The organism is Streptomyces sp. NPDC056835 (genome assembly GCF_042789485.1).
In the GTDB taxonomy this organism is placed as follows: Bacteria; Actinomycetota; Actinomycetes; order Streptomycetales; family Streptomycetaceae; genus Streptomyces.
On sequence record NZ_JBHUBB010000021.1, the window covers coordinates 94,800 to 106,977 of the forward strand.

Below are 12,178 nucleotides of genomic sequence, written 5' to 3' on the forward strand. Positions count from 1 at the left end.
TGACTCGGGGTGGCTCACGTGCGGTGGTGGTGCTGGAAGGGGTGCAGGAGGTCGGAGAGATGCCAGTGGTGCTGCTTGGCCGCCCTGCCCGCCCCGGTCGCCCCGTCCTCCCCCGACGGGGCGGCGCCGGCGGTTCCGGCGGGTATCTCCTCGCCCGCCTGCGCGGGTATCTCCTCGGCAGCCGCGGCGCGCCTGGACTTCGCCGGGTGGTGCTGCTCCGCCATGAGCGCCCGTACCGAAGAGACCTGCCCGGAACGCATGATGCGGACGACATGCCCCCCGCAGTTGACGCAATTCGGGCTGGACAGCGGGGAAGGTACCCGCACACCCTCGGACTTGTAGACGACGAAATTGTGGCCCGAGCCGTCGACGTGGTGCTCTATGTCGTACGCCTGCTCCCAGCCGTGCCCACAGCGCATACAACAAAAGGCATATGCCTCGTGGGCAACGGCTGTACCCGTGATCTCACTCATGCCAGCTCCTCTCCACTGACCAAGTGGACGCCTTTAACAGCGGGAGCGCATCAGCCCTGTCGATTAATGGATTGGTCTTGGCCTTCTCATGCCCAAAGGGCCCGGTACGCGGTCTGCGCTTTACATTTCACGATGGTCCTTTGCCCGCTGCGGAAGACCTGCCCTCAGGGGCCGTTCCGGGGGCTGTTCCGGAGGCGGTGCGCGCGGCGTTCTTCGCCTCGACGACCGCGTCGAACACCTCGCGCTTGGGCAGGCCCGCCTCGGCGGCGACGGCCGCGATCGCCTCCTTGCGCCGCTCCCCCGCCTCCTCCCGCACCCGCACCCGTCGCACCAGCTCCTCGGGGTCCAGCTCGCCGGGCACCGGCTCCGGGGCGCCCTCCACGACCACGGTGATCTCTCCCCGTACGCCCTCGGCCGCCCAGGCCGCCAGCTCGCCGAGACCGCCGCGCCGCACCTCTTCGTACGTCTTGGTCAGTTCGCGGCAGACGGCCGCCCTGCGGTCGGCTCCGAAGACCTCGGCCATCGCGGCGAGAGTGTCGTCCAGGCGGTGCGGCGCCTCGAAGTAGACGAGCGTGCGCCGCTCGTCCGCGGCCTCCCGCAGCCGGCCGAGCCGTTCGCCCGCCTTGCGGGGCAGGAAGCCCTCGAAGCAGAAACGGTCCACCGGCAGCCCGGAGAGCGCCAGCGCGGTCAGCACGGCCGACGGGCCCGGCACGGCCGTGACCTTGATGTCCCGCTCGACGGCCGCCGCCACCAGCCGGTAGCCGGGGTCGGAGACGGACGGCATGCCCGCGTCCGTGACCAGCAGCACCCGCGCCCCGCCCGTCAGCGCCTCGACCAGCTCCGGCGTACGCGCGGACTCATTGCCCTCGAAGTACGACACGACCCGGCCGGTGGTCCGCACACCGAGCGCCTGGGTGAGCCTGCGCAGCCGCCGCGTGTCCTCCGCGGCGATCACATCGGCGGTCTCCAGTTCGGTGGAGAGCCGGGGCGGCGCGTCCGTGACATCACCGATGGGCGTCCCTGCGAGTACCAGCGTTCCAATCACATCCGCCATCCTCGCAGGGCGCGAGGCACCCCACGCACAGCGGCGTTCCCTACGATGGCGCGGTGACCAGTACTGCGCCAGAAGCCCTCCACGGGCACGACGCCGGCGACAAGCCGCCCTCATGGCCTCAGCGGCTGCGCCGATTCGGCCATGTGCCCAGGCCGGTGACCGGGCTGCGCGAGCGGCTGGTGCCGCCGTACACCAGGCCCTCGGAGCGGCTGTGGGCCGTGCTCGGCGTGCCTCCCCGGCTCGCGGACCGGATGATCCGCTGGTCCGCGTGGGGCGGGCCGCTGCTCGTGGCGCTGGTCGCCGGGGTACTGCGGTTCTGGAACCTGGGCAGCCCCAAGGCGGTGATATTCGATGAGACGTATTACGCGAAGGACGCCTGGGCGCTCGTCAACCAGGGGTACGAGGGCAGCTGGCCCAAGGACATCGACAAGTCGATCCTGAAGGACCCGTCCTCCGTCCCGGTGCCGACCGATCCCGGCTATGTGGTGCATCCGCCGGTGGGCAAGTGGGTCATCGGCCTGGGCGAGCACTTCTTCGGGTTCAACCCCTTCGGCTGGCGCTTCATGGTGGCGGTGCTCGGCACGCTCTCCGTGCTGATGCTGTGCCGGATCGGGCGGCGGCTGTTCCGTTCCACGTTCCTGGGGTGCCTGGCGGGCGCGCTGCTCGCGGTGGACGGCCTGCACTTCGTGATGAGCCGTACGGCCCTGCTCGACCTCGTGCTGATGTTCTTCGTACTGGCCGCCTTCGGCTGTCTGCTGATCGACCGCGACTGGGCACGGCGGAGACTGGCGGCGGCGCTCCCGGTGGACGAGGAGGGCGTGCTGCGCCCGGACAGGGAGATCGCGGAGAATCTGCGGCTCGGCCTGCGGCCGTGGCGGATCGCGGCCGGACTGATGCTCGGCCTGGCGTTCGCGACGAAGTGGAACGGGCTCTACATCCTGGCCGCCTTCGGGCTCATGACCGTGGTGTGGGACCTGGGCGCGCGCCGTACGGCGGGCGGGGGGCCGTTCTGGGGGGTGTTCCGGCGCGATCTGGTGCCGGCCTTCTTCTCGACGGTCCCGGTCGCGATCCTCACGTACATCGCCTCATGGACCGGCTGGATCGTCACCGACAAGGGCTACTTCAGGAACTGGGCCGAGACGGCGGGCAAGGGCGGCCACTGGACCTGGCTGCCCGACTGGCTGCGCAGCCTCTGGCACTACGAGAACGAGGTCTACAGCTTCCACGTCAATCTGACGTCGGGGCACACCTACCAGTCGAACCCGTGGAGCTGGATCGTCCTGGGCCGTCCGGTCTCGTACTTCTACGAGGACCCGGCGGCCGGCACCGACGGCTGCCCGGCGTCCACGGCCGGCAAATGCGCCCGCGAGGTGCTGGCGATCGGCACCCCGCTGCTGTGGTGGGCGGGGGCCCTCGCGCTCTGCTACGTCCTGTACCGCTGGTTCTTCCGCCGCGACTGGCGCGCGGGCGCGATCGCCTGCGCGGTGGCGGCGGGCTGGGTGCCCTGGTTCCTGTACCAGGAGCGGACGATCTTCCTCTTCTACGCGGTCGTCTTCGTCCCGTTCATCTGTCTCGCGGTGACGATGATGATCGGCGCGATCGTGGGGCCGGCGGGCTCCGACGAGAGACGCAGGACGATCGGCGCGGTCGGTGCCGGGGTGCTGGTCCTGCTGATCATCTGGAACTTCATCTATTTCTGGCCGCTGTACACGGGCACGGCGATCCCGCTGGACTCGTGGCGCAACCGGATGTGGCTCGACACCTGGGTCTGACCACGTCGGGCGTCGGACGTCGGGCGTCGGGCGTCGGGCGTCGGGCGTCGGGCGTCGGGCGTCGGACAGGGGGCAAGGAAACGACGAGGAAACGGCGAGGGAACGGTGACGGCAAGGGTGCGCCTCAGTCCGGTAACACTCGCCGGCGCTCGCCCCCCGTGACACACCCGTCCCGTAGAGTGCGCGTGATATCTCCTTGAACGCGTTCAGAAGTTCAGGGGGGCTCCTGGGGAGGGGACCGCAGTCATGCGCAGCGGAGCCAAGATCGCCGTAATAGGCGGGGTGTTCGCCGTCTTCGCCGGCGGCGTGGGGTACGGCGCCTACAACGTGTACGGCGGGCTCACCGGCGGCAACGGGTCCCCGGGCAGCGACGCCACCACCACGCGCGAGGTCAGGACCGGACCGCTGAGCGCCGCCGAGGTCGACAAGGCCGCGAAGGACTTCCTGACGGGGTGGGCGAAGGGGGACGACGCGGCCGCGGTCGCCCAGCTGACCAACGACCCGGCCACCGCCGAGCCCGCCATCGGCGGCTACCGCGACACGGCCCATGTCACCAACGCGGTGATCACGCCGGGTGAGGCGGTCGGCGCCAAGGTCCCGTTCACCGTGAAGGCCACCATCTCGTTCGACGGGAAGACCAAGCCCTGGTCGTACGCCTCGGAACTGACCGTGGTGCGCGGGCTGACCACCGGGCGTCCGCTGGTCGACTGGGCGCCCGCCGTCATCCACCCGAAGCTGACGAAGGACACCCGCCTCGTCACCAACGAGGCTTCCACGCCCCCGATCAAGGCCGTCGACCGCAACGGCACGGAGCTGACGAAGGAGAAGTACCCCTCGCTCCGGCCGGTCCTGGACGAGCTGCGCAAGCGGTACGGCGCCGACGCGGGCGGCTCGTCCGGTGTCGAGCTGGTGCTGAAGAGCGACGCCGGGAGCGTGCCGGACGAGACGCTGCTCACGCTCTCCAAGGGCACGGCGGGCCGGCTGAAGACCACGCTGGACGCGAACGTGCAGGCCGCCGCCGAGCAGGCGGTGAAGAAGTACAGCGAGGCGTCGGTCGCCGCCGTCAAGCCGAGTACGGGCGAGATCCTGGCCGTCGCCAACAACCGTAAGGACGGCTGGAACGCGGCGATGCTCGGCAGGCAGGCACCGGGCTCCACGATGAAGATAGTGACCGCGGCGATGCTGCTGGAGAAGGGGCTCGTGGCCGCCGACCGGTCGGCCGAGTGTCCCAAGGAAGCGATGTACCAGGGCCGTACGTTCACGAACCTGGACGGTTTCTCCATCGCGGGCGGCACGTTCACGCAGAGCTTCGCCCGCTCCTGCAACACCGCCTTCATCAAGCTGATCGACGACACCAAGGACGACGCCGCGCTGAAGGCCGAGACCGAGGAGGTCTTCGGCATCGGCCTCGACAACTGGAAGACCGGTGTCGCGTCCTTCGACGGCAGCGTGCCGGCCGCGACCGGCGGTGAGGCGGCGGCGCAGTACATCGGGCAGGGCACGGTCCAGATGAACGTCCTCAACATGGCGTCCATCACGGCCACCGCCAAGAACGGTTCGTTCAAGCAGCCGGTCATCGTGCCGCGTTCACTGGACGACCGGGAACTGGCCACCGCCGCGCGCTCGCTGCCGTACAACGTGGCGAGCCAGCTGCGCGGCATGATGCGGGTCACGGCCACGAGCGGTACGGCCGCGAACGCGATGTCCGGGCTCGGCGGCGACAAGGGCGCGAAGACCGGTTCCGCGGAGGTCGACGGCCAGGCCACCTCCAACAGTTGGTTCACGGGCTACCAGAACGATCTCGCGGCGGCGGCGGTCGTCCAGGCCGGCGGCCACGGCGGCGACGCGGCGGGCCCGGTGGTGGCGTCGGTGCTGGCCGCGGGGTGACGCCACTCGTCGCCGTCGCGGTCCTCATCGCCGCCCTCGTCCACGCCAGTTGGAACGCCCTCGCGCACACGATCAAGGACCAGTTGGTCGCCTTCACTCTGATCGGCGGGGGCGCGGCGGTGATCGGCGCCGTCATCGCCTGCTTCACGCCCCTGCCGCACACGGCGGCCTGGCCGTATCTGATCGTCTCCGCGCTGCTGCACATCGGCTACCAGGTGCTGCTGATGCGCTCGTTCAGCCTGGGCGACTTCGGCCAGATGTACCCGATCGCGCGCGGTACGGCGCCGCTCGTGGTGACCGTAGTGGCCGCCGTCTTCGTCGGGGAGTCGCTGGACGCCTGGCAGGCGGCGGGCGTCGTCGTCGCCTCGGCGGGGCTGGTCGGTCTCGCGCTCCGGGGCATCAGGGGCTCGGGCAGCACCCCCCAGTGGCCGGCGCTGCTGGCCGCGCTCGCGACGGGCCTGTCGATCGCCGCGTACACGGTGGTGGACGGGGTGGGGGTACGCGAATCGGGCACGCCGCTGGGCTATATCGCCTGGCTGATGATCCTCGAAGGCCTCATGATCCCGGCGTACGCCCTGTACGCGCGCCGGGGCCGGCTCCTCGCCCAGCTACGGCCCCACGCGGCGCGGGGGCTGCTCGGCGCGGCCCTCTCCATGCTGGCGTACGGCCTGGTCCTGTGGGCGCAGACCCGCGCCCCGCTCGCCCCGATCGCCGCCCTACGGGAGTCGTCCATCATCGTCGGCGCGGCCATGGGGGCGGTCTTCTTCAAGGAGCGCTTCGGCGCGCCGAGAATCGCGGCGGCGTCTCTGATGGTGGTGGGTATCGGGCTGATGCTGCACGCGGGTTGATACGCCGGACCCGGCCCGTGGCGTCGGGGACACGGCGGCGCGGGCGCTGACCGCCCCTCAAGTCCGGTCCGCGCGGCTTTTGGTCCGGACGGTGCCACTTTGGCAACACTCACCGGACAGCTCCCGGCAGATCCCGTTTTCTCCGGTCGCTCATGTTCTCCTCTCGTCACGGAGGTATCAATGTGATGAGCGGACAACCAGACGAAGCCACGGACGACCACGACACACCTGACAGCGACCGGGACCAGGGCCGGGACACGGACCGGGACCAGGAGCGGGACCAGGAGCGGGACCATGGCGAGACCCAGGACCCGGACCCGGACACGGACGCTGACCACCGATCGGAGACGCCGCGGCGTCTCCTGCTGACCACGGCCGCCGCGCTGGCGCCGCTGCTGGCCGGGATCGGCGCCACCGCCGCCCGCGCCGACTCCCCGGGGCCGGCCACCGCCACGGTGAAGGGCGGCGGTCACCAGCACGAGCCGGTCCAGCCGGTGACCACCACCCCGGCCGACTGGCAGCAGGTCGCGCGGGCGCTGGGCCGGCCGGGCGCCATGGCGGGCGACAAGGCGTACAACACCCACTTTCCGCGCGGAGACCTCGATGTCGTCTCCTACGGAGTTACGGTCTCGCCCGAACTCGCCCTGGGCTCACACGTGGCCTTTGTCCGCTACGCCGACGGCAACGTGCTGGTCATGGGCGATCTCACGGTGACCGAGGGTGAGCTTCAGGAGGTGACGGATGTCCTCCAGGCGCACGGCATCGAGCAGACCGCGCTGCACAAGCATCTGCTCGCCCACTCCCCCGATGTCTGGTGGACCCATGTCCACGCGCACGGACGGGACCCGGTGGCCATCGCCCGCGGTCTGCGCGCGGCGCTCGACCGTACGGCGGCCCCGCCCGCCGAGCCACCACGACCGCCGGGGCCCATCGATCTGGACACCGACGGCATCGATACCGCGCTGGGCATGAAGGGCTGGAGGGAGGGCGGGGTCTACAAGGCCACCTTCGCGCGCCGTGAGGTCATCATCGACAGCGGCATGGCGCTGCCTCACGGCCTGGGCACGATCTCGGCCTTCATCTTCCAGCCCCTGGGCGGCGGCAGGGCCGCGCTCAACGGCGATGTCGTGATGGTCGCCGAGGAGGTCCAGGACGTCATCAAGATCCTGCGGGGCGGCGGGATCGGTCTGGTCGAGTTGCACAACCACGGCCTCAGGGACGAGCCCCGCCTGTTCTTCATCCATCTCTGGGCCGTGGGCGACGCCGTCGAACTGGCCAGGACCCTGCGCAAGGTGGTGGACACCACCAACGTCGCCGAGGTCCGGCGCGAGCGCGGTCTCTAGGTGTATTGCCCTGTCCGGTCGATCTTCGCGGGCCCGCGACGGCCACTGGGGCGGGATGGGGCTCGTGGCGCCGCAGCGGCTTGAGCTCCGTCCCCGTCCCCGCCCCTGCCCCTGCCCCTGCCCCTGCCCCCGCCCGCTCACCGCTCCACGCCCGCGATCGCCCTCCGCAGCCCCAGATTGCTCGTCAGGATCCCGCCGTCGACCGGCAGCGTCACCCCCGTGATCCAGGAGGCGTCGGCAGAGGCCAGGAACGCGACGGCGGCCGCGACATCGGCCGGCGTGCCCACCCGCCCCATCGGGTAGTGGGCCGCCGCGCGGTCCAGTTCCGCCTCGCGGCCCGACCAGGCACCGGTATGGATCGTGCCCGGCTCCACGAGGTTGACGCGGACGCCGCGCGGGGCCGCGTGGCCCGCCAGCGTACGGGTCAGGCTGGTGAGGCCCGCCTTGGCCGCGCTGTAGGCGTGGTTGCCGAAGTCCTGTTCGCCGTTGACCGAGCCGATCGAGACGATCGCGCCCCGGCCCGAGGCCGCCAGATGGGGAAGCGCCGCGCGGGCGCAGCGGAAGGCGCCCGTCAGGGTGATGTCGAGATCCAGCGCCCAGACCTCATCCGGCTCGTCCTCGAACAGCGGCGCGTCCTCCGTACAGGAGTACGCGTTGTTCACCAGCACGTCCAGCGAGCCGAAGGTCTCGGCCGCGTACGCCACCGCCGCCTCCACCGACGCCCGGTCGGCCACATCACAGCCGAGCGCGACCGCGCCCGGGATGGACTCCGCCGCCGTCACCGCCCGCTTCTCGTCCAGATCCGTCACCAGGACGCGCGCGCCCTCCTCCGCCAGCCTGCGCGCGGTCGCCTCGCCGATCCCCTGGCCCGCTCCGGTGATCAGAACTCCGTATCCGTCAAATCGCTTCATCCGGCGATGATGTCGCCGACCGCACCGCGCGCACCAGAGCCTGTGCGCGGGGATCGGCCGTCACTCCCTTGCGCATCCCGTTGGTCACATACCCCATCGCGATGCCCGACTCCGGGTCGGCGAAGCCCAGCGAGCCGCCGCGCCCCGGGTGGCCGAAGGAGCCGGGGCCGAGCAGCGGGGCGGCCGGGCCGTGCAGCATGAAGCCCAGACCGAAGCGGGTGGCGACGACCAGGACCCGGTCGGGGCCGGCCGATTCCTCCGTACGCGCGAGCGTCAGCGTCGCCGGGGCGAACAGCCGGTGACCGTCGACGGGGCCGATCATCGCGGCGTAGCAGCGGGCCAGCGCGCGGGCGGTCGAGATGCCTCCGGAGGCGGGGAGTTCGGCGGCGCGGTAGGCCGGGTCGTTCTCGTCGGGGCGCGGTTCGATGACGCCGAACGCGCGCCGCGTCAGGGACTCCGCGTCGCGGTACGCCTCCGACACGGACCGTTTGGGCCGCAGCCTGAGCGCGCCGCCGACCGCCGTCGGCTCCTCGACCGGACCGATCCGGCCGACCCGGTGGGCCTCCTCCGCGGGCAGCCCGACCCAGAAGTCCAGCCCCAGCGGCCGGGCGATCTCCTCGGCGATCCACCGGCCCACGCCGCGGCCGGTGACCCGCCTGACCAGTTCGGCGATCAGCCAGCTGTAGGTGTGCGCGTGATAGCCGTGGTCGGTGCCCGGCTCCCACTCCGGCCGCTGGGCGGCCAGGGCCCGCGCGCCCGACTCCCCGTCGATGGCCTCGGCCGGGGTGAGCGGCCGGTCGAGCACCGGCACCCCGGCGCGGTGCGACAGGAGATGGCGTACGAGCACCCGCTCCTTGCCGGCGGCCTTGAACTCCGGCCAGTACGTGCCGACCGGGGCGTCGAGGTCGATCTGCCCTCGCTGGTGCAGCAGCAGCGGTACGGCGGCGGCGACGCCCTTCGTGGCGGAACGGACGACCTGCGCCGTGTCGACGGCCCACGGCGCCGCGTCCGCGTTCCCGTTCCCGTCTCCCGGCTCCTGGCCGGTGACATCGCGGGTGCCCGCCCACAGGTCGACGACCTTGCGCCCGTCCCGGTACACGGCGACGGCCGCGCCCCGTTCTCCCAGCCGCTCGAAGTTCCGTACGAACGCGTCCCTGACCGGCTCGAAGCCCGCCTCCACCGTGCCCTGGACGTCCACGCCCGCACTCCCGCCCCGGCGGTACCCACGCCTCGTACCGCTCGTCGTCCGGCCACGCCCCGGCGGCGCGACCTCTCTATGGTGCAACGTGTCCCGGCGAGACGGAACGCGGGTCGAAACCGAACGGCAGCTCCAACCGGTGCGCGCCCATCAGCTCCTCGTCCCCGAGGAGTTGCCCCGTGGGCCCGTCCGCCACGATGACGCCCTCGCTCAGGATCACCGCACGCGGACAGAGTTCGAGAGCGTACGGCAGGTCGTGCGTCACCATCAGTACGGTGATGTCCAGCGCCCGCAGGATGTCGGCCAGTTCACGCCGGGACGCCGGGTCGAGATTGGACGAGGGCTCGTCGAGTACCAGGATCTCCGGCTCCATCGCGAGGACGGTCGCCACCGCGACCCGGCGGCGCTGCCCGAACGAGAGGTGGTGCGGCGGCCGGTCCGCGTACTCCGCCATCCCGACCTGGCCGAGCGCGGCGGTGACCCGGGCCTCCAGCTCGGGGCCGCGCAGCCCGGAGGCCGCCGGGCCGAAGGCCACGTCCTCGCGCACCGTCGGCATGAACAGCTGGTCGTCCGGGTCCTGGAAGACGATGCCGACCCGGCGGCGGATCTCGGCCAGATTCCGCTTCGCCACCGGCACCCCGGCGACCGCGACCGAACCGGCCCCGGCGGTGAGGATGCCGTTGAGATGCAGGACGAGCGTGGTCTTGCCCGCGCCGTTGGGCCCGAGCAGCGCCACCCGCTCACCGCGTCCGACGGTCAGATCGACACCGAAGAGGGCCTGGTGGCCGTCGGGATAGGCGTACGCGAGCCCGCTGACCTCAAGGGACACGGGCGCGGCGGGGACGGGAAGCTCGGTCATAGGGTCCAGCCAAGCAGACAGACGGCGAGCGCCGTCACGGGGAGGGCGGCGGCGTACGTCCACTGCGCCCGGGACGCGGTCACCTCGTCGATGACCGGCATGGTGCCCGCGTACCCCCTGCTGACCATCGCCAGATGGACGCGCTCACCGCGCTCGTAGGAGCGGATGAAGAGCGCGCCGGCGGATTTGGCGAGGACGCCCCAGTGCCGGACGCCCCGGGCCTCGAAGCCGCGCGAGCGCCGGGCGACCGACATCCGCCGCATCTCGTCGGTGATGACATCGCCGTAACGGATCATGAAGGAGGCGATCTGCACCAGCAGCGGTGGCAGCCGCAGCCGCTGGAGACCGAGCAGCAGGGAGCGCAGCTCGGTCGTGGAGGCGAGGATCACGGACGCGGCGACGCCCAGCGTCCCCTTCGCGAGGACGTTCCAGGCGCCCCAGAGCCCGGGAACGCTCAACGACAGTCCCAGGAAGCGGACTTGGTCGCCGGGGACCACGAAGGGCATGAGAAACGCGAAGGCCACGAACGGGACCTCGATCAGCAGCCGGCGCAGCAGCACACCGGCGGGGATACGGGCCACCCGTGTGACGGCCGCGAGCAGCACGGCGTACAGCGCGAACGCCCAGACCGCCTCGCGCGGCGTCGAGACCACCACGAGCACGAAGCAGAAGACGGCGGCCAGTTTGCAGTGCGGGGGCAGCGCGTGGACCGGCGAGTGTCCGTGCCGGTAGAGCGTGTGAGCATGTCCCGCGCCCATGTCAGACGTTCCCGATCGCCGGCGCGGGGTCCGCGGCCGTACGGCGCCTTCGTACCGCCCAGAAGACGCCACTGCCGACGACCACCGTCGCGCCCACCCCGATCAGTCCGGCGAGCCCGCCGGAGATCCGGGCGTCGTCGACGTCCTTGACGCCGTAGTCGGCGAGCGGCGAGTCTGCGGCGTGGTGCGGCTCGGTCTTGCGGTCGATGCCCTGGTCTGCGGCGACCTTCTCCAGTCCGTCGGGGCTGGCGGAGGCGTAGAAGGAGACGAATCCGGCCAGGACGAGCGCCGTGACCAGCCCGGTCGCCCAGACCTTACGGGTGGAGCGCGCGGCCACCGGCGCGGGTTCCGGCGCGGGAGCGGCGTCGACCAGTTCCCCGCCCACCCGCAGCTTCAGCGGCGCGGACAGCCCCCGGGCGCCGTACACGAGGTCGGGCCGTACGGCGATGACCGCGCCGACCGTCAGCGCGGTGATGGCGGCCTCGCCGATACCGATGAGCACATGCACCCCGGCCATTGCGGTCAGCACCTTGCCGATCGGGATGTCGGTCGTTCCGCCGATCCAGTAGAAGAAGGTGAAGCCGAGGGCGGCGGCCGGTACGGAGACCAGCGCAGCGACGAAGGACGCGGCGGTCACCGAACGGCGCGTACGGGGCAGGATCTTCACCAGCGCGCGGAAGAGCGCGTACGCGACGACGATCGTCACCACGGCCATGTCGGTGATGTTCACCCCGAGCGCGGTGAGTCCGCCGTCCGCGAAGAGGATGCCCTGCATCAGCAGGACGACGGAGACGCAGAGGACCCCGGTATAGGGGCCGACGAGTATCGCGGCCAGCGCCCCGCCCAGCAGATGCCCGCTTGTCCCGGCGGCCACCGGGAAGTTGAGCATCTGCACGGCGAAGATGAACGCGGCGACGAGTCCGGCGAGCGGCGCGGTGCGCTCGTCCAGCTCACGGCGTGCGCCGCGCAGGCTGACCGCGACGGCGCCCGCGGCGACGGCACCGGTGGCGGCCGAGACGGGCAGATCGATGAATCCGTCGGGGACATGCATGGCGGGGGCTCCGCTTCCTGCTCG

Annotated in this window: 11 protein-coding genes; 4 read left to right on the plus strand and 7 right to left on the minus strand. The window is 71.5% G+C overall.

Annotation, left to right across the window (positions count from 1 at the left end; translation table 11 throughout):
* Positions 1-14: 14 nt before the first annotated feature.
* Entirely contained in the window at positions 15-473 is a 459-nt protein-coding gene (locus ACFRMN_RS23965) for a hypothetical protein (protein WP_383022672.1), read from the minus strand.
* A 127-nt stretch (positions 474-600) separates the two neighbouring features.
* Complete coding sequence (rsmI, locus tag ACFRMN_RS23970; protein ID WP_383022674.1) at positions 601-1,527, minus strand: 16S rRNA (cytidine(1402)-2'-O)-methyltransferase; 927 nt, start codon at positions 1,525-1,527, stop codon at positions 601-603.
* A 53-nt stretch (positions 1,528-1,580) separates the two neighbouring features.
* On the opposite strand from rsmI, the gene ACFRMN_RS23975 reads away from it, so the two are divergent.
* The 4 genes from ACFRMN_RS23975 to ACFRMN_RS23990 all read left to right on the plus strand — a co-directional run bounded on the left by ACFRMN_RS23975 (position 1,581) and on the right by ACFRMN_RS23990 (position 7,377).
* A complete protein-coding gene (locus ACFRMN_RS23975) occupies positions 1,581-3,299 on the plus strand; it encodes a dolichyl-phosphate-mannose--protein mannosyltransferase (protein WP_383022675.1) in 1,719 nt (572 codons plus the stop codon).
* Positions 3,300-3,545: 246 nt separating this feature from the next.
* Entirely contained in the window at positions 3,546-5,186 is a 1,641-nt protein-coding gene (locus ACFRMN_RS23980; protein ID WP_383022676.1) for a penicillin-binding transpeptidase domain-containing protein, read from the plus strand.
* Positions 5,183-6,034: an EamA family transporter gene (locus ACFRMN_RS23985; RefSeq protein WP_383022678.1), complete on the plus strand. Its 852-nt coding sequence runs from the start codon at positions 5,183-5,185 to the stop codon at positions 6,032-6,034. Before ACFRMN_RS23980 ends, ACFRMN_RS23985 begins: the two co-directional genes overlap by 4 nt.
* A 185-nt stretch (positions 6,035-6,219) precedes the next feature.
* The gene (locus ACFRMN_RS23990) at positions 6,220-7,377 is read left to right on the plus strand and encodes a DUF1259 domain-containing protein (RefSeq protein ID WP_383022679.1); all 1,158 of its coding nucleotides are present in this window, start codon (positions 6,220-6,222) and stop codon (positions 7,375-7,377) included.
* Positions 7,378-7,514: 137 nt separating this feature from the next.
* Here ACFRMN_RS23990 and ACFRMN_RS23995 read toward each other — a convergent pair whose 3' ends face one another.
* From ACFRMN_RS23995 to ACFRMN_RS24015, 5 genes are all read right to left on the minus strand, one after another.
* A complete protein-coding gene (locus tag ACFRMN_RS23995) occupies positions 7,515-8,288 on the minus strand; it encodes an SDR family NAD(P)-dependent oxidoreductase (protein WP_383022681.1) in 774 nt (257 codons plus the stop codon).
* The gene (locus ACFRMN_RS24000) at positions 8,275-9,486 is read right to left on the minus strand and encodes a serine hydrolase domain-containing protein (RefSeq protein ID WP_383022683.1); all 1,212 of its coding nucleotides are present in this window, start codon (positions 9,484-9,486) and stop codon (positions 8,275-8,277) included. Before ACFRMN_RS24000 ends, ACFRMN_RS23995 begins: the two co-directional genes overlap by 14 nt.
* 76 nt (positions 9,487-9,562) lie before the next feature.
* On the minus strand, positions 9,563-10,345 hold the full coding sequence (locus tag ACFRMN_RS24005; RefSeq protein ID WP_383022685.1) for an energy-coupling factor ABC transporter ATP-binding protein: 783 nt from the start codon (positions 10,343-10,345) through the stop codon (positions 9,563-9,565).
* Positions 10,342-11,103 (minus strand): cobalt ECF transporter T component CbiQ, encoded by a 762-nt coding sequence (cbiQ, locus tag ACFRMN_RS24010; protein ID WP_383022686.1) that lies wholly within the window; start codon positions 11,101-11,103, stop codon positions 10,342-10,344. Before cbiQ ends, ACFRMN_RS24005 begins: the two co-directional genes overlap by 4 nt.
* A gap of 1 nt (position 11,104) precedes the next feature.
* The gene (locus ACFRMN_RS24015) at positions 11,105-12,154 is read right to left on the minus strand and encodes an energy-coupling factor ABC transporter permease (protein WP_383022688.1); all 1,050 of its coding nucleotides are present in this window, start codon (positions 12,152-12,154) and stop codon (positions 11,105-11,107) included.
* Positions 12,155-12,178 lie beyond the last annotated feature (24 nt).

Bases quoted from the DNA above. Each gene is read 5' to 3' on its own strand.
- cbiQ (WP_383022686.1), bottom strand. From the start codon at position 11,103: ATGGGCGCGGGACATGCTCACACGCTCTACCGGCACGGACACTCGCCG.
- ACFRMN_RS24015 (WP_383022688.1), bottom strand. From the start codon at position 12,154: ATGCATGTCCCCGACGGATTCATCGATCTGCCCGTCTCGGCCGCCACC.
- ACFRMN_RS23980 (WP_383022676.1), top strand. From the start codon at position 3,546: ATGCGCAGCGGAGCCAAGATCGCCGTAATAGGCGGGGTGTTCGCCGTC.
- ACFRMN_RS23995 (WP_383022681.1), bottom strand. From the start codon at position 8,288: ATGAAGCGATTTGACGGATACGGAGTTCTGATCACCGGAGCGGGCCAG.
- ACFRMN_RS23990 (WP_383022679.1), top strand. From the start codon at position 6,220: ATGAGCGGACAACCAGACGAAGCCACGGACGACCACGACACACCTGAC.
- ACFRMN_RS23965 (WP_383022672.1), bottom strand. From the start codon at position 473: ATGAGTGAGATCACGGGTACAGCCGTTGCCCACGAGGCATATGCCTTT.
- rsmI (WP_383022674.1), bottom strand. From the start codon at position 1,527: ATGGCGGATGTGATTGGAACGCTGGTACTCGCAGGGACGCCCATCGGT.
- ACFRMN_RS24005 (WP_383022685.1), bottom strand. From the start codon at position 10,345: ATGACCGAGCTTCCCGTCCCCGCCGCGCCCGTGTCCCTTGAGGTCAGC.